The sequence below is a fragment of the Halorubrum tibetense genome (assembly GCF_055396225.1).
The window spans coordinates 1,398,802-1,419,710 of record NZ_AP043742.1 but is presented as its reverse complement, the minus strand read 5'-3'; the positions used below and the strand labels follow the sequence as shown (position 1 = coordinate 1,419,710).

19 protein-coding genes are annotated in these 20,909 nt (G+C 63.7%); 5 read left to right on the top strand and 14 right to left on the bottom strand.

Annotated features, from left to right (window positions below):
* Positions 1–9: 9 nt before the first annotated feature.
* The 4 genes from ACZ5TV_RS07155 to ACZ5TV_RS07140 all read right to left on the bottom strand — a co-directional run bounded on the left by ACZ5TV_RS07155 (position 10) and on the right by ACZ5TV_RS07140 (position 5,053).
* A complete protein-coding gene (locus tag ACZ5TV_RS07155) occupies positions 10–2,670 on the bottom strand; it encodes a valine--tRNA ligase (protein ID WP_379778740.1) in 2,661 nt (886 codons plus the stop codon).
* 240 nt (positions 2,671–2,910) lie between these two features.
* Entirely contained in the window at positions 2,911–3,588 is a 678-nt protein-coding gene (locus tag ACZ5TV_RS07150) for a class I SAM-dependent methyltransferase (protein WP_379778743.1), read from the bottom strand.
* 83 nt (positions 3,589–3,671) lie between these two features.
* Complete coding sequence (locus ACZ5TV_RS07145; protein ID WP_379778799.1) at positions 3,672–4,187, bottom strand: magnesium transporter; 516 nt, start codon at positions 4,185–4,187, stop codon at positions 3,672–3,674.
* Between the two features lie 293 nt (positions 4,188–4,480).
* Positions 4,481–5,053, bottom strand: a complete 573-nt coding sequence (locus tag ACZ5TV_RS07140; RefSeq protein WP_379778746.1) for a magnesium transporter — start codon at positions 5,051–5,053, stop codon at positions 4,481–4,483.
* 124 nt (positions 5,054–5,177) lie between these two features.
* Here ACZ5TV_RS07140 and ACZ5TV_RS07135 point away from each other — a divergent pair, with 124 nt between their 5' ends.
* Entirely contained in the window at positions 5,178–5,765 is a 588-nt protein-coding gene (locus tag ACZ5TV_RS07135) for a DUF7090 family protein (protein WP_379778749.1), read from the top strand.
* Positions 5,766–5,822: 57 nt separating this feature from the next.
* Here ACZ5TV_RS07135 and ACZ5TV_RS07130 read toward each other — a convergent pair whose 3' ends face one another.
* Together ACZ5TV_RS07130 and ACZ5TV_RS07125 are read right to left on the bottom strand one after the other, a co-directional pair.
* On the bottom strand, positions 5,823–6,713 hold the full coding sequence (locus ACZ5TV_RS07130; RefSeq protein ID WP_379778752.1) for a DUF7089 family protein: 891 nt from the start codon (positions 6,711–6,713) through the stop codon (positions 5,823–5,825).
* Complete coding sequence (locus ACZ5TV_RS07125; protein WP_464384290.1) at positions 6,713–6,811, bottom strand: hypothetical protein; 99 nt, start codon at positions 6,809–6,811, stop codon at positions 6,713–6,715. The genes ACZ5TV_RS07130 and ACZ5TV_RS07125 overlap by 1 nt, the downstream gene beginning before the upstream one ends.
* 151 nt (positions 6,812–6,962) lie before the next feature.
* Here ACZ5TV_RS07125 and ACZ5TV_RS07120 point away from each other — a divergent pair, with 151 nt between their 5' ends.
* Positions 6,963–7,472 (top strand): hypothetical protein, encoded by a 510-nt coding sequence (locus ACZ5TV_RS07120; protein WP_379778755.1) that lies wholly within the window; start codon positions 6,963–6,965, stop codon positions 7,470–7,472.
* A gap of 69 nt (positions 7,473–7,541) precedes the next feature.
* On the opposite strand, the gene ACZ5TV_RS07115 is transcribed toward ACZ5TV_RS07120, so the two are convergent.
* The 4 genes from ACZ5TV_RS07115 to ACZ5TV_RS07100 form a co-directional block, all read right to left on the bottom strand.
* Entirely contained in the window at positions 7,542–8,723 is a 1,182-nt protein-coding gene (locus tag ACZ5TV_RS07115) for an aspartate kinase (protein WP_379778757.1), read from the bottom strand.
* A gap of 351 nt (positions 8,724–9,074) precedes the next feature.
* A complete protein-coding gene (locus ACZ5TV_RS07110; RefSeq protein WP_379778760.1) occupies positions 9,075–9,842 on the bottom strand; it encodes an OapC/ArvC family zinc-ribbon domain-containing protein in 768 nt (255 codons plus the stop codon).
* A 7-nt stretch (positions 9,843–9,849) separates the two neighbouring features.
* Positions 9,850–10,257 carry a DUF2073 domain-containing protein gene (locus ACZ5TV_RS07105; protein WP_379778763.1) on the bottom strand — a complete coding sequence of 136 codons (408 nt, stop codon included), beginning with the start codon at positions 10,255–10,257 and terminating at the stop codon, positions 9,850–9,852.
* Positions 10,257–10,898, bottom strand: a complete 642-nt coding sequence (locus ACZ5TV_RS07100; protein WP_379778766.1) for an Era-like GTP-binding protein — start codon at positions 10,896–10,898, stop codon at positions 10,257–10,259. Before ACZ5TV_RS07100 ends, ACZ5TV_RS07105 begins: the two co-directional genes overlap by 1 nt.
* Before the next feature lie 867 nt (positions 10,899–11,765).
* Here ACZ5TV_RS07100 and ACZ5TV_RS07095 point away from each other — a divergent pair.
* Positions 11,766–13,658 carry a Cdc6/Cdc18 family protein gene (locus ACZ5TV_RS07095; protein ID WP_379778769.1) on the top strand — a complete coding sequence of 631 codons (1,893 nt, stop codon included), beginning with the start codon at positions 11,766–11,768 and terminating at the stop codon, positions 13,656–13,658.
* Positions 13,659–13,827: 169 nt separating this feature from the next.
* Here the strand turns inward: ACZ5TV_RS07095 and ACZ5TV_RS07090 are convergent, their stop codons facing one another.
* The 4 genes from ACZ5TV_RS07090 to ACZ5TV_RS07075 form a co-directional block, all read right to left on the bottom strand.
* Complete coding sequence (locus ACZ5TV_RS07090) at positions 13,828–14,907, bottom strand: S26 family signal peptidase (RefSeq protein WP_379778772.1); 1,080 nt, start codon at positions 14,905–14,907, stop codon at positions 13,828–13,830.
* Positions 14,908–15,039: 132 nt separating this feature from the next.
* A complete protein-coding gene (locus ACZ5TV_RS07085) occupies positions 15,040–15,336 on the bottom strand; it encodes a DUF5808 domain-containing protein (RefSeq protein ID WP_379778775.1) in 297 nt (98 codons plus the stop codon).
* 53 nt (positions 15,337–15,389) lie between these two features.
* Positions 15,390–17,195 (bottom strand): bifunctional N(6)-L-threonylcarbamoyladenine synthase/serine/threonine protein kinase, encoded by a 1,806-nt coding sequence (locus ACZ5TV_RS07080; RefSeq protein ID WP_379778777.1) that lies wholly within the window; start codon positions 17,193–17,195, stop codon positions 15,390–15,392.
* A gap of 9 nt (positions 17,196–17,204) precedes the next feature.
* The gene (locus ACZ5TV_RS07075) at positions 17,205–17,507 is read right to left on the bottom strand and encodes a 30S ribosomal protein S24e (RefSeq protein WP_379778780.1); all 303 of its coding nucleotides are present in this window, start codon (positions 17,505–17,507) and stop codon (positions 17,205–17,207) included.
* A gap of 132 nt (positions 17,508–17,639) precedes the next feature.
* Between ACZ5TV_RS07075 and ACZ5TV_RS07070 the strand changes: the two genes are divergently transcribed.
* Positions 17,640–18,227 (top strand): hypothetical protein, encoded by a 588-nt coding sequence (locus ACZ5TV_RS07070; protein ID WP_379778783.1) that lies wholly within the window; start codon positions 17,640–17,642, stop codon positions 18,225–18,227.
* A gap of 206 nt (positions 18,228–18,433) precedes the next feature.
* Complete coding sequence (locus tag ACZ5TV_RS07065) at positions 18,434–20,824, top strand: amino acid permease (protein WP_379778786.1); 2,391 nt, start codon at positions 18,434–18,436, stop codon at positions 20,822–20,824.
* The last annotated feature ends 85 nt before the right edge of the window (positions 20,825–20,909 follow it).

Sequence of the window (20,909 nt, the reverse complement as noted above, 5' to 3'; positions counted from 1 at the left end):
CGGGCGAGTTTACTCGTCGTCGACGATGACCACGACGTCGTCGGCGTCGAGCAGTTCACCCGAACCCGCGTACTGGCGTGCCTCTTCGACCGCAAACTCGTCCGCTTCGAGGGTCACGTCCGCAACGTGGAGGCGGTCACCGTCGATCTCGTAGTCGTCGCTCGCGAGCGCGGCCTCGATGTCGCCGACGCGGTTCCCGTGTTTGGGACCAACGGTGGCGTAGTCGAGGTCGATCCCGGTGACGACGGTCTCGATTGGCGCGTCGGCGTCGGGATGGACTCGGAGGTTGTCGACGTGCATCACGCCAGTGATATCGGCCTCGAAGCCGCGGATGTCCGCGTACACTTCGACAGTGTCGAGCTCGGCGTTGAGTGGGAGCTGATTCTCGCTTTTATATCGACGGAGAGCGCCGACGACAGCCATCGCCGCGACACCCGCATCGTGGTCCGCGTCGGCGCCAACAGGTTCGGGCCAGTCGGCGAGATGGACGGACTCGCTCGCGGCGGGGTTGACAGTGATATCGTCCGGCGAGTCCGCCACGCGCTCTGCGTACATGTCCTGCCACAGCTCCTCAGTGACGTGTGCGAGCGTCGGGGCAAACGTCTTCAAGAACCGGCGATGGGCGGTCCGAAGCGTGTACGCCGCCGAGTCGTCCGCACGCTGTTTGGCGATCTCGAGGTAGTCGTCACAGAACGTGTTCCAGAAGAAGCCCCGCAGGTCGTCACGAGCCTTCGAGAACTCGCGGTTCGCCAGTCGGTCGGTCAGAGTGTCGAGCTCGCGGTCGAGCTCCGCGAGCAGCCATCGGTCGAGCTCGCGGAGGCCGTCGTCGGGCTCCGGCGGGAACGGCTCCGGCGCGAGCGACTCGACGAGCTTGGAGGCGTTCCAGAGCTTCCGGATGAGTTTCTCGCCCGCCCGGAGCCCCTTCTCCTGATACGGGAGGTCGTCGCCGATGGCCGACCCGGTGGCCCAGTAGCGGGCGGCGTCGACGGGATACTTTTCGAGGACCTCATCGGGCGCAACGATGTTCCCCTTCGATTTGGACATCTTCTCGCGGTTCTCGTCGAGCACCATCCCGTTGATCATCGTGGATTCGAACGGGACCTCGTCGGTGTGTTCGTAACACTTGATGACGGTGTGGAACAGCCAGAAGGAGATGATGTCGTGGCCCTGCGGACGGACGTCCATCGGGTATATCTCCGGGCGCTCCATCGTGAACTCCCCCGCCTCGTCGTTCCAGTCCCAGCCCGCGTTGATGAGCGGGGTGAGCGAGGATGTCGCCCACGTGTCCAGCACGTCGTCCTCGGGGACGAACGACTCGCCCCCACACTCGGGGCACACATCGACTGGTGGGTCGTCAGCGAGGGGGTCGACGGGGAGATCAGCCTTCTCGGCGACGACCTCGTGGTCACAGTCGGCACAGTACCAGACGGGGAAGGGGATCCCGGAGGAACGCTGCCGCGAGATGAGCCAGTCCCACTGGAGCCCTTCGACCCAGTGTTTGTACCGGGTGAACATCTTGTCAGGGAACCACTCCATATCGCGGCCAGCCTGAAGGTACTCCTCGCGTTTATCTAGGACCTCGATGTACCACTGCTCGGTGACGAGGAATTCGACCCCGGTACCGCACCGCTCGTGGACGTTGACGGTGTGGGAGATCTCCCATCGGTCCAACAGCGCGCCGGCGTCGTCGAGATCGGCGACGATCGCCTCGCGGGCCTCCGATGCGTGGAGTCCCTCGTACTCGTCCGCGACCGCAGTCATGTGCGCGGACTCGTCGATGGCGACACGGAGGTCCAGATCGTGTGCCTGGTACCACTCGATGTCGTTCTGGTCGCCGAAGGTACAACACATCACGATCCCGGACCCCGTCTCCATGTCGACGCGGTCGTCGGCGATGATCGGGACTTCATGGCCGAACAGGGGGATCTCGGCTGACTCGCCGACCAGAACCTGGTTGTCGTCGTCCTCTGGATGAACGAAGACAGCGACACAGGCGGGCAGGAGTTCGGGGCGGGTCGTCGAGATCGTGAACGTCCCGGGGATGTCACGGCCGGCGTCCGCGACGCCAAACTCGATGTCGTGGAAGTGTGAGTCCTGTTCGTCGTCTTCGGTTTCGACCTGTGAGATGGCGGTCTCACACTCGGGACACCAGATCGCTGGCGCTTCCTGACGGTACTCACGACCCTGCTCGTACAGGTCGATGAAGGAGAGTTGGGAGACACGCTGGACCTCGGGAGAGATCGTCTGATAGGTGTTGTTCCAGTCGATGGAGAGGCCGACCCCCTGCATCTTCTCGGTGAACTCGTCCTCGTACTGCTGGCACACCTCCCGAGTCTTTTCCTGGAACTCGTGGCGGTCGTAGTCCTGATGGCGGATGTCGAGCTCGCGCTCGGCGAGCCGTTCGGAGGCGATCCCGTTGTCGTCGTAGCCGAACGGGTAGAACACCTCGCTGTCGTACATCCGGTGGAACCGGGCGACGACGTCCTGCAGGATCGAGCCGTATACGTGGCCCCAGTGGAGGCTCCCCGAGACGGTCGGCGGGGGCGTGTCGATGGAGAAGGCGGTGTTCGGATCGACGGGCTCGTCGGGGTACGCGTACGTCTCCTCGTCGACCCATCGCCGCTGCCAGTGCGGCTCGGCGGTGTCGGGGTCGTACTCTCCGCTGGGCATTATCGGGTAGGGTTTTCTGCGGTTCCCCCTTAACGGCCTCGGTTGTGCGGGAACGGACCGCACGACGACACGGCACCGAGCACAGAGACGACCGAGCACAGGAACGGCAGAGCCCCGAGTCCGACGATCCCCCGGCCCGCTCGCGGTCGTCTCGGGAGCCGATCACTCCTTATAAGCGTTCCAAGGGAGGGCTGCGCGCCGGGAAGTCGTCACCGGCGGCCAAGGCACGTTTCCGACTGATCAGGGCGCGACGCCGACCGTCAGCAACGTCCCCCACGTCCGATATCGGTCGACCATCGCGTCGCGGCTCTCCCAGTCCTCAGTCGGGAACGACTCTGCGGGCGGGATCTCGATTTCGCGGTCGGGGATCGCGTCCTGTTCGGCGACGTACAGTCCAGCGTCACGGAACGCCTGACGGTACTCCGCGCGGTCCCACAGCGTCATGTCGACGGAGATGTTCTCCTGCCACTCGTGGGTGTGTTCGCTCTCGGCGAAGTAGTTCACCGCACAGTAAAACGTCCCCCCGGGCGCGAGCACGCGACGGACCTCTTCCAACGTGTGATTCGGGTCCGCGGCGTAGTAGAAGGCCTCCATCGAGAACACGTGGTCGATCGAGTCGTCGGCGAAGGGGAGCGCGTCGAAGTCGCCGACGACGTAGCCGATCGCGTCGTCGTCGGTGTAGCCCCGGGCGTTCCGAGCCATCTCCGGTGCGCCGTCGAGCCCGTACCCGCGGCCCACGTCGCGCTCGCGGAGCGCTCGAAGTGCGTAGCCGGAGCCGGTTCCCAGGTCGAGCACGGTGTCGCCCGCCTCGACTGGCATGCGCGCGAGGACGTGTTTCGCCGTGTGCCAGTGCCGGTCCTCCATACCGCGGTCCTTCCCCGACGTCGCCCACTCGTCGAACTCCGCTCTAACGCTCATACCGGGGAGACGAACGGTGGGGTCAAAACCGGATCGACCGCGAGGAGCCAAGGGCCAACGCGAACGTCACCGCATGAACCGAGTCACACAACGACCGTGACGACCCCGAACAGGATCAGGACCCCGAGCACGTCACAGACGTTCGTGACGACCGGGATCGTCGTGTCGTCGGGGTTGAGCCCGATCCGGTAGGAGGCTTCGACGGAAACGACGCTCGCGACGACGACGAGGACCGCGAGCAGCATCCCCGAAACGAGCGAGATGAGGAGCACGGAACCGAGCGCGAGCGCGCCACCGAGTGCGAGGCCGATCGCCCACGCCGCGACTCCGACGACCCCGAAAACGGTTCCAGCCAGCGCGAACACCGCGCCCACGTTGGCGCGAACCCCCGGATTCGAGAGGCTCGGCTCGTACGTCCCGAGGTACAGCTGTGTCGTGAGCCGCGAGCACATGATCGATGCGAGGTTGCCGGCGGTTCCGATCTGAACCGGGACCAACACGAGCAGTGCGGGGTACTGCAACAGCGTTTCCTCGAATCCCTCCAGCACGCTCCCGGACACGAGTTGAAGCACGGAAAGGGCCGCGAGGAGCGGGACCATCGTCCAAACGATTCGGCGGATCGCCCACTCGTCGACGCCGGGCGACTCCGTCGAGGCCGTCTCCGCTCGCGTGGGTTCGATCGGTTCCTCCGGGATGGGCCGGGTCACGTCCTCAAGGATGTCCTCGAGCGTGTCGCCGACCCCCACGGCGATCCGAGTGGTATCCGTCGTCGGCGGATCGCTTGCGGGGTCGGACTCGGAACGAGGGCGATCCGAGTCCGGGGGCTGATTCGGGTCGGTATCGCGGGGACGATCCGAGTCCGGATCGGACGGGGGGTTCGAGTCGGGGTCGCTCACACGATCACCCCGACGACGTAGATCCCGACGAGGAGAAAGAGGATACCGAACACGTCCCCGAGCGTCGTCACGACCGGACCGATCACGTTGTCAGGATTGAGTCCTCGACGGAACCCGAGGAAGATGACCGTGATGAGCACCGAGAGCATGAGCACCGCCGAGAGGAACCCGGCTATCACCATGATGCCGACGAGCTCGACGAGGTTCCCGCCACCCCCGAACAGGAACAGGGTGAAGTAGGTGATCACCGCGATGAACACGGAGACCGCCATCCCGTTGATGAACGAGGCGACGATGGCGTTCGTGAGGTGGCGGTCGAGCTCGAACCGGGGCTCGATCAACCCCTGGTGGAGCCCCGTCGAGAGACGAGCACCGAGCGAGCCGTAAACACCGCCACGTGTGGCGAGAAATGCTGGCAGAAGAAGGAGGATCCCGGGGACGCTCTCGATACCGTCACGCATGGACTCGGACCCGAGGATCGTTCCCGCGAACAGTCCCGCGATCAAGCTGACGAGGATGACGGGAAGCGCCTGCCGATACACCTCTCGTGCAGTTTCGTGTCCGGTCATTCGGCTGTCTCAACGGCCGGGTGTGTCAAAAGCCGTCCGGGAGGAGACGACCTCGTGACCCGAGATGTTCGTCGGGGAGCGCCCAGCCCCGCACCGTTAAGTCGATCCGGCGGTTGCCACGAGTATGGAGTACACGCTCGCGGTCGAGAACGGACCCAAAACGATCCCCGGCGGCACGGGACTCCTCCTCGTTCACCCGAGCATCGGCGAGACGGACCGGATCGACACCGACTTCTTGAAGACCGACACCGACGCGTTCCTCGTGGTTTCGACTCGAACGACCGCCCGCGAGGTCGAACAGAAGCTGGAGTACTACGACGTCGACGAGGGGAAAGCGACTATCCTCGATACGCTCTCCGTCGAACGCGGGTACTCCCGGCGGTCGAGCGACGACGTGTACTACGTCTCCGCGCCGGACGACGTGGAGGGAGTCGTCGATCGTGTCGGTCGGTTCCTGAAAGAAAACGACGGAAAACGCCGAGTGTCTGTAGATTCGCTTACTGAAATGGCATACTACGCCGACGACGACGCGGTGTACGAGGCGGCCGCCGAGATCCTCGATCTGTTGGACGAACACGACGCGGTCGGCATCTTCCACCTCTCCGAGGAGGTCCACGAGGTCGCGACCCTCGACCGGTTCCGCGACTTGTTCGACGGCGTCATCGATCTCGACGAGGACGGAAACGTGACCGTCGAGCTGCCCTCAGCGTAGCGTTCCGGGATCGGTCGGAACTGACAGTCGGATGTCTGGCCGCGACACGGTCGACCGCTACGTGTCGGTCAGCGATTCGAACGTCTTCTCCGCCCACGTCACCGCGTAGGGCGCTCCGCGATCGCGGTACGCGCTCGTGTCGAGCGCCGAGAAGGGGGCGGGGAGGTCGAGCCCGTGTCTGACCGCCGAGCACGCGTACTCGGTAGCGGCCGGAAACGCCGTCTCCCCGCGTGCAACCTCGCCCGCGAGTTCGGGGAGCCGCCCTTCGAGACGCTCGCCCGCGTCCATCCAAGCGTCGTACAGTCGGGGGAACTGCTCCTCCCAAGACGCGAACACCGGTCGCGTGTGGAGACCGATCCACGCGTCGAACAGCGCGGCCCCGACCTGATATACGTCGTTCGGGCCGAATCCCGTCCGTGTTTCGCCCGGTTCGGGGTCCGGCCGCCGAACCGCGGCGTCGAGTGCGGGATACTGCGGACCGAAGAACGGGAGGAACGTCTCCGGAACGCCGGGATCGGGCACCCCGTCGGACCGGGTGGATGAGGGGGCGGAAGATGAGATAGACGCCGGTGTCGGCTTGAGACCGATCTGGACGAGTCGGTCAGCGATGAGGAACGCAAGGAAGTCGTCAGGCGTCCCTTCGGCTCGCCGTTTCACCAGCATGGCGGGTGGGTCGGTCTGCGTGGTTCGAATAACGGTTCCACCTCCGGGCAGTCCGACAGTAAACGTTGGTCCCGCGTACGCGCGTAGACGATCAGGGACCGTTTCCGGGAGCCACTCCGCCGGAGCTGAGGCCGGTTCCAACCCGTCGACGAACAGCCCGAGGTCCTCTGCTACGGTGGGTGGGATCGTCTCGAAATCGGACGCGACATCGATCACCGGTGAGCCCGGGGCGTGGCGGTCACGGACCCGTTCCAAGTCGGTGTCTAGCTCGCGTACTGAGAACATTATGCGAGAGCGCCGAAGACGTACGAGAGGATGATGAGAATCGACAGGGCGGCCGACACGCCGACCGTTCCGAGAACGACCTTGGTTGCTTTGCTCATAAACGAGTCGTGGACACCGACCTGTTAAATTCATTCGGTCGTCGTCAAGGCAGTTCCCTCCGGTCCGAGTATGGATGAGACACGGCAGCTCGAGATCACCGCTCCTGCTCGCGGGGTCCGGATTTATACGTCTCGGTGAGATAACGGAGGTATGCGTATCCGCGACGCCCTCGAATCGGATGCGGCCGCGCTCGCGGACCTGACTGGCCGTCCCCACGACGTGGTCGTCGATCTCGTTCACGATCGGTCGGTTCGCGTCGCCGTACGCGGACCGGAAACCAGGGGGTCGAACGGTGAAAGTCGGGAAGAGCAGACGACAACAGCTGGGGACGAACACAGTGGCTCCGACAGCGACGCCGACAGCGGCGACCACAGCGACGCCGACAGCGGCGACATCGTTGTGGGATTTCTCGCGTTCGATGCGGGTTCGGAGGTCGTCAACGTCACCGACTTCGGGGGAACGGAAGAGGCGGTTCGCCGCCTGTTCGAGGAGCCCCGTCGGTTCGCTGAGAGGGAACGAATGGACGTCGACGTCGTGGTTCCGAACGACGACGAGGATCGGATCCGGATCGTCGAGGCCGCCGGGTTCGAAGCCTATGGAGCCGGACCGCGGTTCGACGGTGGTGACACCACCCGGTTTCGGCTGGATATCGGGGAGTGACTCGATAGTGGGGGAGAGACAACGTGGGTCGTGACGAGTGAGAAGCGGGGTGGGTTTACGGGAACCGAGTCAGTCGAACCGCTGTTGGACGATCTCAAGCGCTCGTTCGCGGTCGTCCCAGTCGACGAACACGGCGACGGAGGTCGCGCTGGTGATCAGGTCGATGATGTTGATCCCGGAGTCCGCGAGCGGGCTGATGATATCCTGAATGACGCCGGACTGGTTCGGGAGCTCGCCGCCAGTCACCCGTATCACCGCGATCGGGTCCGCGACGGTGACCGACGAGAGCGCCTCGTCGGCGACGACGCCCTCGTGGAGGAGGGCCTCGGCGCGTTCGGCGATGTCGACATCAACGTAGAACGTGACGGAGTCCATCCCGGACGCGACCGCGTCGATGTTGATCCCCTCGTCTCGAAGTGGGTCGGCAAGTTCGGAGAGGATCCCGGGTCGGTTCCGGATCGCACGCCCCGCGACGGTGAGACAGGCGAGCGGCGTCTCGCGCATATCGATGAGGCTCTCGAACTGCCCTTCGATCCGTGTACCGCCTCGTAACAGGTCTCCGTGCTGGTAATGAACCACCCGAACCGCGAGGTTCTCGTTTTTATACGAGAGCGCCGAGGGAGCGACGACCTCCGCCCCGCGGAACGACAGGTTTCGGAGTTCGTCGACCGTGATCCGTCCGACGTTCCGTGCCCCCTCGACGACACGGGGGTCACCCGTCATCACGCCTTCGACGTCCGTGACGATAACTACCTCGTCGGCGTTCATGTAGTTGCCGAGCATGACGGCGGTCGTGTCCGACCCGCCCCGACCCAGCGTCGTGACGTTACCGTCGTGGTCCTCCGCGAGAAACCCCGTAATGATCGGAACGACGCCATCGAGTCTGTCGGCGAGGATCCCGGCCCGTCGACGAGTTTCCTCGACGTCGACCTCGCCGAGCTCGTTGGTGATGACCGGCCAGTCCGGGTGGCCGGGTTCGAGAAACACCGCGTCGATGTCGCGAACAGCGAGTGCGGCTTTCAACATGCGGACGCTCGTCCGTTCTCCCATCGAGACGATCTCCGCACGGTCCTCGTCGTTCGTCTCGAAGGTGATGTCTTCGAGTAGATCGTCCGTAGTGGATCCCATCGCGCTAGCGACGACGGCGATCTCGTGACCCGCGTCGACCGCGTTGGCGACCGATTCGGCTGCCCGCTCGATCCGGTCGCCGCTACCGAGACTCGTCCCACCGAACTTCGCGACTACGCGCATATCGCCTCCGATACGGGTCGGTCGGGAGCCGATGCGAACTGACCCTGAGTCGATACGGACTGACCACGAGTCGATATTGATCGGCCACGAGTCGATATTGATCGGCCACGATCCGTTATGATGCGGGTAAGAGACGTACGAGCTGAGCTGAGAGAGGCCCGAGACTCGGTGGGCGAAGTCGTCCAGTGAACACTGAGCATGGGGTTCCGTAGTTGAGGGTGGCGGATAACTGTGTCCACTTCGACAATGGTCGCCGTCCACATCACCGCCCAAACATCAGGGAGTGATACGGGAAGTAGTACAGAAAGTGGTAGGACGAATCCGAGTCAAGATGTAGACGAGGCCTTCGTTTTATTCGTCCGAAACGCCCCACGCATCCGGCATCTCGATAACGTATCTCCCGTCTTCTTGAAGCGAGATGATGTACTCCTGACGGTCGTACAGTTCCATGAGGTTGAGCTCGTACTGTCCCGGACTGACGATCCTGATGCTCTCGAACTGTTCGTTGAGTTCGTGGCGGAGTTCGTCGACATCGGGACGGGGTGCAGTTTCGTTGTCTACCTCGGAGGGGTCGGGACCCGCAACGTCTTGGCTCGCCCGATCGAGCTCGTCGGGCGTCACTACATCCGATCGTGCGCTTGCCTGTGCGGTGTCCTCGGTTCCGTCGTCCCGAAGCTGCTCCGCGTCCGTTGCGGTGTTGCTGGTATCCGAGTCGCCCGATTTTCTCTTCGGCTCGTTCGAGTCCCGATCAGTAGAGGAAGGGGAGGACGCGGTGACCGGAGAACTTCCATCACGGTCGCTAGTCGTCGGCGGTTCACGAGCCGGCTCCGACTCGGTGTCGTCACGGTCGGGTTGATCCGGGGTGGGTTCACTCGTGGTGGGTTGATTCGGGACGGGTTCGTTCGTGGTGGGTTGATTCGGGACGGGTTCGTTCGTGGTGGGTTCGTTCTCTTTCACCGATCCTGGCTCAGACCCTTCAGTCTCGGCCGTTTTCTCGCTTTTCGCTTTATTACGAGGCCGGAACTGGAACTTGTTTCCGCCACAGTCCGGACATCCGGAAAGCATCTCCTTGGAGCCGTCAGGGAACGTTCGACCGCACTCGATACACTGGTGTGGCATTTGTGTGTTACTTCCGGGAGACGAGCGTGCTGATGAGATTTTCGTCCTTGTGGAGGGTTTCGATCCGGTTAGCAGGACCGATAACCGTGAGCTTCTGTGTGGACTCCCGCCCCATCAGCTTGTCCAGGAAACTCTGACTGTTCGCATCGGGCTTCGGGTAGGTCTCGATCTCGATCCCGGTGAAGTCGTCGGGACTGATCTCGGTCATCGTGACCTCGATGAGCTTCGATTCCTCGTCGGGCGAGAGGCCCTCCTCAAGGATGACGATGTTGCCGTCGCGGACGCCATCGAGGATGAGCCGGATCTTCTCCATGCTCGTGAGCCCCTCCATCCGGGCCCCGCTTATCATGTCGATACGGACGCCGTTATCCACGGGATCGCCGTTCTCGTCGACGTCTGGGGTCGCACCCGGCATTATCCGAAGTACTCCGCGATCTTCGTGTACACTTCGTCCATGTTCTCGCCTTCGAGCGCCGACAGCGGTATCGTCTCGTGTTGCGGGAAGGCGTTCGCGATCTGCTGGACGTCCGATTCCGGGAGATCCGTCTTGTTCGCGAGGATAAGCGCCGGGAGGTCCTGTGACTCGATGATCCCGATGAGCATGGTGTTCACCTGTGTGAACGGGTCCGTCGTCGAGTCGAGCACGTAGATGACGCCATCGACGTCCTCTCGGAGCCAGTGCATCGCCTCAGCGACCCCTTCGGTCGCCTCGCGGGAGCGGCGAACGGCGTCCTCCTTCTCCATGTCGTGATCGAGGAACTCCTTGTAGTCGACTTTCGTGGTGACACCCGGCGTGTCCACGATGTCGATCGTTACTTTCCGGCCGTTCCGCTCGATCTCGACGTTCTCCTTGCGGCGAGCCCGCCTCGTTTCGTGTGGAATGTGGCTCTCGGGCCCGACGGCGTCGCCGGTCCAGTCGCGTGCGATACGGTTCGCGAGGGTCGTCTTTCCGGCGTTCGGCGGTCCATAGATCCCGATCCGTTTCGGTTCGGAGTCCGTGAACAGGCCGTCGGTGACCCGTGATATGCTATCTCTGAGGTTCGTTAACAGTCCCATCCTGACCTCCACTAGTGTGGTGTGTTCCCAGACGCCTCGTACGTCATCGTACGATCTTAGGCGTATGCGGGTATATCGGGGAGTCCACACCGCTCTCACTTAAGAACTGCGTCAGACAGGGTTTCTGGTGGATGACATCCTCACGGGTCGATGACATCCTCACGGGTCGATGACATCCTCACAAGATATCACTTCGAAAGGTCAGTCCGGAAGATCGGTCAGGAGCCGAGGAACAGTGCGCGTCTAGCTCGGTCCCCTCCCCCACCCCTTCGTTTCGGGTGGAGAGCAGCGGAGGCGGGGCGGAGAGCTGTCGTTCTTTGACCGAAGTGTCACCTACGGATAAGTAGAACAGATAATATCAAACAGCAAGAGTAGAATTAATATTTTAGGGTTTGTCGAGGGTACTGTTTGTTCTTTTCTATAATAAAACTACTGCTATACAATAACCGGTTTGACCCCTCCCCTACCTACGCGCGTTCCACACGAAACGAAGGGGTGGGGGGGTGACGAGGTCAACCGCTCGCTACAACCGGTTACGAACGAGATAAGATCCCGATACCCAGTCACGTCTACGATAACCTCTCGGTACCCGACATCCCGCCACCACCGTTTCACTTCCACTCTCCTCTCGGTACCTGGCACGTAGCAGTTAGACAGCGACGGTACCGGTCGAAACGGGATCAATAGCTGACACCTTCGTATCGCGTCCGTAGAGGAACACTTTAGTAGCACCTCTTCATCTGGTTCGACTGCATCAAGTGGACTTTCCCACACGCCCAAAACAGTCATCGGTCGGTATTAACGACTGCTCAACGGGTTCTTCGTGCTACTGTGTGGGATATTCCACCCGAAACAAGGGGGTATGACATGGACGAGGGTGAACACACAGCCGAGACGACCGGAACCGATGACAGTAGCGATGACAGCAGCGATGATGTCGTGAACGAGCAACAGGAGTCGGAACCCGGCGGAACCACATCCGATGATCCCTCTCGTTCATCCAACGAGCCGGCTGACGATCACGTGGTCGCTAACGATCCAGCACCTTCCGACGATGGAGAATCTTCGGAGTCTCTTCCCACGAACACCTCTTCGTCTTCCATCGATCATTCTGAGCTTCAACGTGAGCATTCCAGCGCTGATGGCCGCTCTCTTGATGAGGTATCCCCCAGCGATACTGAGAATATCACCACCAATACTACTAACACCAACACCACCAACACCGCCAACACCGCCAACACCGCCAACACCACCAACACCACCAACACCACCAACACCGCCGACACTACCAGCGGTAACGACACTAACCTCGGGAGTAGCGGTCGCGACCGTTCCTCCCCCGATGTCGACCTCGACGGGGTCGTCCTCGACGACGACAACCAGGGTCTGTTCGATGACCTCCTTTCCGGCGAACCGATCTTCGAGAACAAGGAGGTCCTCCGTCCGTCGTACACGCCCCACGAGCTCCCCCATCGTAACGACCAGATCAACCGGATGGCGACGATCCTCGTCTCCGCGCTCCGCGGGGAGACCCCGTCGAACATCCTTATATACGGAAAAACTGGAACGGGAAAAACGGCCTCCGCGAAGTTCGTCTCACAGGAGCTCGAATCGACGTCACAGAAGTATGACGTCCCCTGCGAAGTCGAGTACATTAATTGTGAGGTAACCGACACCCAATACCGCGTCCTCGCGCAGCTCGCCAACACGTTCATCGAAAAGAACCAGGCGGTTATCGAGGAACGGATCGAGCGCTATGAGCGACTACGATCGAGCGCGAGCGAGGACCCGAGTGCGCTCGAACAGACCGAGTTCTCGTCGACTGAGGCCATCGAAGAACGTATCGAACGCCTGCAGGAGGACGCCGACGAGATGGAAGAAGTCCCTATGACGGGGTGGCCGACGGACCGCGTGTACACCACGTTCTTCGACGCCGTGGACTATCACGAACGCGTCGTCGTGATCATGCTTGACGAGATCGACAAGCTCGTCGAAAAGAGCGGTGATGACACCCTGTATAACCTCTCTCGGATGAACTCGGAGCTGGACAACTCCAGGATATCCATCATGGGGATCTCGAACGACCTGAAGTTCACTGACTTCCTCGATCCACGGGTCAAATCCAGCCTCGGCGAGGAGGAGATAGTCTTCCCCCCGTACGACGCGAACCAGCTCCGTGATATCCTCCAACACCGCGCGGACATCGCGTTCAAACCCGACGCGCTCACCGACGACGTGATCCCATTGTGTGCGGCCTTCGCAGCACAGGAGCACGGAGACGCCCGGCGTGCGCTCGACCTCCTCCGGACGGCCGGCGAGCTCGCCGAGCGCTCGCAGGCGGAGATCGTCGCCGAGAAACACGTCAGACAGGCCCAAGACAAGATCGAACTCGACCGCGTCGTGGAGGTCGTCCGAACGCTTCCCACACAGAGCAAGATAGTTCTATTTGCAGTTATATTACTCGAAAAAAACGGCGTCCACAATATCAACACCGGCGAGGTGTTCAACATCTATAAGCGGCTCTGTGAGGAGATCGACGCGGACGTACTCACACAGCGACGTGTCACCGATCTCATCAGTGAGCTCGATATGCTTGGGATCGTCAACGCGGTCGTCGTCTCGAAGGGGCGATACGGTCGGACGAAGGAGATGGGGTTGTCAGTTCCCGTCGAGGAGACCGAGGCGGTCCTGCTCTCCGATTCCCGGCTCGGCGATATCGAGAACGCACAACCGTTCGTCCAGGCTCGCTTCGATAACTGACTCCCCGGTCGTATCGACGTTGGTCGACTCGATCCCGATCGTATCGAGGCATCTCCCGCTTCGTCGCTACCAGCGCTCACAGCCGTCACGTTTGAACTCGCCACGTTCGAGTTCGTTATCCCACACACTTCGGCACTAACTTACACAACCCCTTGGTTTCAGGTGGAACTCACGTTCGTACGGAGATCGGAGCGTGGTCTACGAGGAGCGAACCGGACGAAGTGAGCTCGATCGACGAAGTGAGCTCGATCGGGGTGGTGGTCAGGAGATCACCGATCTCTACCTGTCCGGTCGTGATCAATCGCACGTATCCGAGGTACGGGACGCGAAGCCGGGCGACGCCAGTTATCCACTCCTCCGCAACGGGTTCTGCTAACCCGTTTGCTTGGTCATACTCGCTGTTGTTGTCGCCGAGGGTGACGTATCCGTCCCGTGGTGCCGGGCAGTGTCGGAGCTCCTCACAGCTGTTCGCGCTGTGGTACTCGGGATCGGCTCGTTCGTACCAGTTTTCCCCCTCCTCGACGTGGAACATCGCCCGATGGATTATCGGCGACGCCTGTCTCCCGGGCGGTTGGAAAATAACCACCGACCCGTAGTCGTCGAAACTCCGGTAGTCGGCCTCCTGTCCGATCTCGTGTGTAACGACGCCGGCGTCGTTGTCCGCCGCGTCGGGTGCGAACCGCCCGGGCTCCGTGACGAACACGAGGTCACCCACGTCCATGTTCGGCTCCATGCTGCCGGATTCGACGGCGACCATCGGCGGCCACACCCCGCTGAGCCCGAACAGAAGCAGGCCGATCAGGAGAACGACCGCGACGCTGGAGAGCATTTCCCGGATCCACATAAGCGGCCCGTCCATGTCGTGACGGAACCGGTACAGGAACCCTCGATCATCGTGCGGATCGTCGGATCCCACCCTTTCGGGTCCAGTATCTACATCGGTGGGTGCTCCAGCCGACACCCCGTTCACTTCGGTCGTCCCGTCGTCCTCGTTCGTGTCGACCGGCTCGTCCTCGTTCGCGTCGACCGGCTCGTCCTCATTCGCGTCAACCGGCTCGTCCTCGTTCGCGACAACCGGCTCGGTTCGGTCAGTCGATCTGCCCTGATCTGTCGATTCGCTCCGGTCCGCGGTCCCGTTCTCGGTCACGGATCCGCCGCCGGTCTCGCCGTCGCTCACGTCGTCAGAGGGTGATTCGTCCGCCTCGGCCGGCGTGTTCGGGTCCGATGCCGACCGATCCTCGGGGTCCATCGTGGCGGAGTTAGCGGCTTCCAGTGATAAGTCTCCGGGTCCATGATCGTGGTGAAAAACGTCCGCGAGACGGGTCGCGCGCTCGAATCAGCAGTCGTCGGATCAGCAGTCGTCGGATCAGCAGTCGTCGGATCAGTCGTCGTCGACGATCACTTCGACGGGGCCGTCGTCGGCTTCCGCGTCCGCCGCCCCGTCGCCGCCGCTTGCCGCCCCGGAACTCTTCTGTTGGTAGTACAGCCCTCCGGCGACCGCGAGAACGACCCACGAGCGCCAGTTCGCGAGGTTCAGGGTGTAGCCGATCCCGAACGGCTTCTCGACTAACATTCCCTTCCCCGGCTGCCAGTACGACGAGAGCAGTCGGCCGAGGCTCGGTCGTTCGAAGTTGTACGGGATCCCGAGTATCTCTCCCGATGACGGTTTCTCGTCCATACGTGTCCGGTCGCGCGCCGGGGATATAAATCGTGGCGACGCTTGCCGCCCGTTCAGCGATACCGGCCGCGGTCCCTGATCTCCCCGAGCCTGTCGAGAACCGCGTCCTCCCCGACCGATCCGTACCCCTCCTCGAACGCCTCGATAAGCGGCTGGGGATCCGTTGCGGTCGCGTTCACCGACCCTTCGAAGACGTGGAGGTCCATCGCGTGGTCCTCCACGTGGCCCGAGTGGTACCCGAGCCCGAAGTCGATCAGCACTGGATCCGGTCCCGTGCGGCCCCCGGTTCGACCGACCCGGACGTTTCGAGTCGTCGGATCGCCGTGGACGATCCCCGCGCGGTGTAACCGCGCCAGGTACGTCCCCACCGCACGTGTCACCTGGCGGGGGTCTTTCCCGTCGATGTTCACGCCGCAGTCTCCCGATTTTCTATCACCCGACCCGCCGCCATCACTCGACCTGGTGATGTCGACCGCGAGGTCGCGGTCGCCGACGTACTGGAGCGTTATCGTCGCGTCCGGCACGTCGACGTCGTGGACGAGTGGGGTCGGGACGCCGGCCCGTCTCGCTTCGCTCGTCAGTCGAGCCTCGGAAACGGTTCGGTCGCGGCGGAGCGACCGGTCCAACGCCGGATGACGGTAGCGTTTCGGCACGCGCCGCTTTCGGACGCGAGATCCCCGCTCATCCGGGTCGCCGACGTCTCTTCCGAACCGCTCGTCCGGCCCGCCGACATCTCCTCTTGAGCCCTCGTCTGGTCCGCCGACTTCGTCCGAGACCGCCCCGGCGATAACGTCGACCGTCGCTTCTGCGCCACGACCGTCGCTCGGTGCGCCGTGAACGACGGACGACGTATCGTCCCGCCAAGTGACCGGCACGTCGTCGGGACGGAAGTTCGGGTCGATAGACGACTCGGCGATCCGTAACGTGTCGCCGGCCGCCGCCATCTTCGCACCCAGGATCGCGATCATCCCGGCGTTGTCGCGGAGGTACGGCGGATCAGGGGCGTAGAACGACGCACCTCGGGAGTCACACATCGTTTCGAGCATCTCACGCAGGCGATCGTTCTGTCCGACCCCCCCGCCGAGAACCAGTTCGTCGGCCCCCGTCAACGACAACGCGCGCTCCGACACTTCGACGAGGGTTCCGAACACGTGTTCCTGCAGCGAGAAACAGATCTCTTCGATGGGCTCGCCGTCGTCGTACGCGTCGTTGGCGGCCGAGCTGATCCCCGAAAACGAGAAGTCCATGCCTTTGACGACGTACGGGAGGTCGAGCAGGTCGCCGCCGTCGGTTCCCGCGGTCGCCTCGGCCGCGGCCGATTCGACTTTCGGGCCGCCTGGGTGGCTCCATCCCACGTGTCGGGTGAACTTATCGATCGCGTTCCCGACGCCGGCGTCCATCGTCTCACCGAGAACGCGGTAACGTCCGTCGTGATAACCCAGCAGGTGTGCGTTCGCCCCCGAGGCGTTCAGGCAGACGGGGTTCTCGAACCCGGACTGGTGGCGACCCACCTCGAGGTGGGCGACCATGTGGTTCACCCCGACCAGCGGGACGTCGAGCGTCCCGGCCAACGCGCGCGCCGCGGTTCCGACCACCCGGAGACACGGACCGAGGCCCGGCCCGCGCGAGAACGCGACCGCGTCGACCCCGTGCTCCGATCCTTCCACGTCGGCCCCCGAAAGCACCGTATCGACGACCTCGGGGATCGCATCGGCCATGTGTTCGGCGGCCTCCCGCGGGTGAATGCCGCCGCTCTCCGGTTCGTATGGGTTCGATTCGATACGGGTAGTGTCGGTCCCGGTATCGTGGAGCGCGGCGCTCGCACACCACGCTGTTCCTTCGATACCGAGAACGCGCATCCGACGCGCTTAGGCCTCTTCCGCGCCGTCGTCCGCGCCGATCTTGTTCCGTTCCAGCATGTAGTCCTGTTCGACGTCAAGCGCGTGAGCCGCCGACTCGTACACCTTCGCGTAGCCGACCGTCTTTCGCATGCCGAACTTCGTGTTCAGCTCGTGGACGACGACCTCCTCGGAGCCCTTATCGAGCTTGGCCGCGAGCGAATCGCGAACCGAGAGGCGGGAGGGAGTCGCCTCCTCGTGGGTCGTCTCGAATCGGATGTCCGTCCGGTGCAACATTGGGTTCTCCTCCTCGGAGATGATATCGACGTCCATGGTTCAGTTACGTGTACTACCCCCCGAACGCTGTAAAAGGATTTCGAAGCGTTCAGCGCTCGCCCGCCGACACGGATGCCGCCGTCCTGTACAGGGTTTAGGTCACTCGAACCCGAAAGAACGAACGTAACAATGAACGACCAGATGGACAGCGAGGACGACCCCTTCGTCGAACCGAGTGATCGCTCGCGGTACGAGCTGATGCGGGCGAAACACCTCATGGTCCCCCTTTCCGCCGCACGGAAGGCTCGCTGGTGCGGCTACCTCTTGTTCGTCGCTGCGTTGGCCGCGCCGATCGTGTTCACGCTCCCCGAACCGATCGTTGAGGCCCAGTTCACCGGTGATCCGATCCGGACCCCGCTCGGTGCCGCCGCAGTCGCGTCCTTCGGTGTCCTCTGTCTCGCGCTCGCCGGGATCGGGTTGGGGCTGCTCGCTCGAATGAAAACGGGAGACCCTCCCGAGTCACGCGTTTGGACCCTGATAGGCCTCGAGGACGCCCTCACGGGGATCGGCTTTATTACCGGATTCTTGGGTGTCGTCACCGGAGTCGGCATCCTCGCGATCGGTCACACCGGCGTCGAACGGACCGCGTGGTTCGCGGACATCGGCGTCGACCCATATCTCACGTTCGGTTCGGTTCCGGTCACGCCGCTCGCGACGAGCGCGCTCGCGCTCGTCGCGGCCGTGGTCGTCGTCGGGCTCTCGCTTTCGGCGGAGTGAGCGGCGTCGAGCCCCCCGACCCATACTCGTTAGACTGGAGGCTAAGGCAGCTACACCCCGTACGGGGTAACGATGTTACACTACAACTCCGAGGTCGGTCGGATCGGAGATCGACCGTCCAGATCGTGTCGTCGTGGCGCTGACACGTCTCCAATCTGGTCGACCGCAGGGAACGAACACGAGATCGTCCGTCAGTTCAAACGACTATGCCATCCGGGCTGAAACGCGACCTCGGGCTGGCGGAGACGACCGCCATCGCGGTCGGCGCGATGGTCGGGTCCGGGATCTTCATCCTCCCGGGTATCGCGTATGTGTATGCCGGCTCCGCGGCGGTGCTCGCGTTCCTGATCGCCGCGGTGCTCGTCCTCCCAGCGGCGTTGTCGGCGGCGGAGATGGCCACGGCGATGCCCGAAGACGGGGGCCCATACCTCTTCGTCGAGCGGGGGATGGGCCCGCTCCTCGGCACGATCGCGGGTGTCGGCACGTGGATCATGCTGTCGCTGAAGAGCGCGCTCGCGCTCGTCGGGGGCGTCCCGTATCTGGTGTACGTCGAACCGTCACTCGCCGAGCTGATCACGTTCCTCGCGGTCGGGCTCGCGCTGTTCTTCACCGTGGTCAACCTGGTGAGTGCCGAGGGATCCGGCAAGCTGCAGTTCGGGATCGTCGCCGCGCTGTTCGCCGCGCTCGCGTGGCTCATCGTCGCCGGAGTTCCCGATATCCAGCCGGCAGCGACTGAGGGTGCGTTCGACCCGGGAACCGAGGGGATCCTCGCGGCGACGGCGGTCGTGTTCATCTCCTACGCCGGCGTGACGAAGGTCCCGGCGGTCGCTGAAGAAGTGAAAAACCCCGGCCGCAACCTCCCGCTCGCGATGGTCGGCGCGCTCGCCATCGTCGCCGCGCTGTACGCGGCGGTGGTGTACATCACGGTCGGTGTCCTCGACATCCCGGCCGCGATCGAAGCCGGTCAGCTCCAGTCCGACGGCGAGGGTGCGGTCATCGCGCTCGTCGCCGACGAGGTGCTCGGTCAGGTGGGTGTCGTCGCCATCGTGATCGCGGCGATCATGGCGCTCGCCTCTACCGCGAACGCCGGTATCCTCGCGGCTTCCCGGTTCCCGCTCGCGATGGCGCGGGACGGGGTGTTCCCGTCGTCGCTGGAGGAGGTGAGCGAACGGTTCGGCACTCCGGCGAACGCGGTCGCGCTCACCGGGCTCGTGTTGATGGTTCTCGTCGCGGTGTTCCCGATCCAGGCGGTCGCCTCCTTCGGGAGTGCGTTCCAGATCTTGGTGTTCATCCTGTTGAACGTCGCCCTCGTCGGGTTCCGGGAGGGAGCGGTCGACGACTACCGGCCGGCGTTCCGTGCGCCGTTGTACCCCTGGCTCCAGCTGTTCGGGATCGTCGGGGGCGGCTACGTCCTCTTCCAGCTCGGGCTCGTCCCGGCGCTCGGCGCGCTCGGGATCGCGGCGCTCGCCGCAGTCTGGTATTTCGTCTACGCGCGGAGCCGGATCGACCGCGAAGGCGCGGCCCGCGATGCCGTCAGGCGAAGCGTGGCGGATCGGGCGGTCGAGCGTACCCGCGAGCTGTTCGACCGGGGGGAACCGGCCGACGTGCTCGTCGCGTTGACCGAGGGAACGAGCGACGCCGCTGCCCGCGACATGACCCGGATCGGTCTCGATGTCTCGCGACTCCGCGGCGGGACCGTCGATCTGGTTCGGTTCGAGTCACACCCGCACCGGGTGTTCACAGCTCACACCGATCGGGTCGAGCCCGCGGAGTCGCCGTTCCACCAATGGTCCGATGACGACGGGGAGGCCCCGTCGTGGTTCACCGACCGGCCCCGGGCTGACGGTGCGGTCGAAGTCGACGAGTCCGACGATCCGCGGTCGACGGACCTCGCCACGGAGTCGGACGTCGCCGATGTCGAGCTCCCGCTCGAACCCCTCCGCCCCGACGACCCGGACCGGGGGCGGCTCCGTCGCCACGTCGTCCACACCGAGGACGCTCCCGAGTCGGTCGCGGAGTACGCCGCCCACGAGAGTCACGACCTCGTCCTTCTCGAACGTCGATCGGAAGAGCTTCACCGCCGACTCGTCGGCGGGGAGACCACGCGAGTCCTCCGCGAGGTCCCGTGTGGCGCGGCCGTCATCGAGGACCGCGATTTCGACGGGGCCGACGAGATCGCGGTCGTCACTCAGCGCGGCGCGTACGACCCGCTCAAACTGCTGGTCGCGGACGCCCTCGCCGAGGAGACGGGTGCGAGCCTGACGCTTCTCCAGCCGATCCCGTCGGACGCGCCCGACACCCGCCGACAGGCGGTCGAGGACTACCACCGCGAGCTCGTCCGGATCTGTACGGTTCCGGTCGACTCGCGCGTGCTCGAAACCGACGACCCGATCGACGGCCTCGTCCGGTTCGCGGAGCCCGCCGACCTGCTCGTCACCTCGGTCGAGAGCCGCGGCCTCCTCGGCGACCTGTTCGGACGTCCGGGCGACGAACTCGTCGATCGCGTCGACTGTACCGCGGTGATGGTTCAGCCGGCGGACGAGCAGCGCGCCGGACTGGTCCAACGGCTCGTGTTGAACCGGCTGTTCGGGACGTAGCACCCGTCGAAAATCGCCGCCACAGTCGTTCTCCCCTTACGCTCACTCACTCGCGGTTCGCCGTTCGCGGTTCTTCGCGCCCGCC

Excerpts from the sequence above, each read along its gene's own strand:
- ACZ5TV_RS07155 (WP_379778740.1), bottom strand. The coding sequence starts at position 2,670 with ATGCCCAGCGGAGAGTACGACCCCGACACCGCCGAGCCGCACTGGCAG.
- ACZ5TV_RS07150 (WP_379778743.1), bottom strand. The coding sequence starts at position 3,588 with ATGAGCGTTAGAGCGGAGTTCGACGAGTGGGCGACGTCGGGGAAGGAC.
- ACZ5TV_RS07145 (WP_379778799.1), bottom strand. The coding sequence starts at position 4,187 with ATGGTCCCGCTCCTCGCGGCCCTTTCCGTGCTTCAACTCGTGTCCGGG.
- ACZ5TV_RS07140 (WP_379778746.1), bottom strand. The coding sequence starts at position 5,053 with ATGACCGGACACGAAACTGCACGAGAGGTGTATCGGCAGGCGCTTCCC.
- ACZ5TV_RS07135 (WP_379778749.1), top strand. The coding sequence starts at position 5,178 with ATGGAGTACACGCTCGCGGTCGAGAACGGACCCAAAACGATCCCCGGC.
- ACZ5TV_RS07130 (WP_379778752.1), bottom strand. The coding sequence starts at position 6,713 with ATGTTCTCAGTACGCGAGCTAGACACCGACTTGGAACGGGTCCGTGAC.
- ACZ5TV_RS07125 (WP_464384290.1), bottom strand. The coding sequence starts at position 6,811 with ATGAGCAAAGCAACCAAGGTCGTTCTCGGAACGGTCGGCGTGTCGGCC.
- ACZ5TV_RS07120 (WP_379778755.1), top strand. The coding sequence starts at position 6,963 with ATGCGTATCCGCGACGCCCTCGAATCGGATGCGGCCGCGCTCGCGGAC.
- ACZ5TV_RS07115 (WP_379778757.1), bottom strand. The coding sequence starts at position 8,723 with ATGCGCGTAGTCGCGAAGTTCGGTGGGACGAGTCTCGGTAGCGGCGAC.
- ACZ5TV_RS07110 (WP_379778760.1), bottom strand. The coding sequence starts at position 9,842 with ATGCCACACCAGTGTATCGAGTGCGGTCGAACGTTCCCTGACGGCTCC.
- ACZ5TV_RS07105 (WP_379778763.1), bottom strand. The coding sequence starts at position 10,257 with ATGCCGGGTGCGACCCCAGACGTCGACGAGAACGGCGATCCCGTGGAT.
- ACZ5TV_RS07100 (WP_379778766.1), bottom strand. The coding sequence starts at position 10,898 with ATGGGACTGTTAACGAACCTCAGAGATAGCATATCACGGGTCACCGAC.
- ACZ5TV_RS07095 (WP_379778769.1), top strand. The coding sequence starts at position 11,766 with ATGGACGAGGGTGAACACACAGCCGAGACGACCGGAACCGATGACAGT.
- ACZ5TV_RS07090 (WP_379778772.1), bottom strand. The coding sequence starts at position 14,907 with ATGGACCCCGAGGATCGGTCGGCATCGGACCCGAACACGCCGGCCGAG.
- ACZ5TV_RS07085 (WP_379778775.1), bottom strand. The coding sequence starts at position 15,336 with ATGGACGAGAAACCGTCATCGGGAGAGATACTCGGGATCCCGTACAAC.
- ACZ5TV_RS07080 (WP_379778777.1), bottom strand. The coding sequence starts at position 17,195 with ATGCGCGTTCTCGGTATCGAAGGAACAGCGTGGTGTGCGAGCGCCGCG.
- ACZ5TV_RS07075 (WP_379778780.1), bottom strand. The coding sequence starts at position 17,507 with ATGGACGTCGATATCATCTCCGAGGAGGAGAACCCAATGTTGCACCGG.
- ACZ5TV_RS07070 (WP_379778783.1), top strand. The coding sequence starts at position 17,640 with ATGAACGACCAGATGGACAGCGAGGACGACCCCTTCGTCGAACCGAGT.
- ACZ5TV_RS07065 (WP_379778786.1), top strand. The coding sequence starts at position 18,434 with ATGCCATCCGGGCTGAAACGCGACCTCGGGCTGGCGGAGACGACCGCC.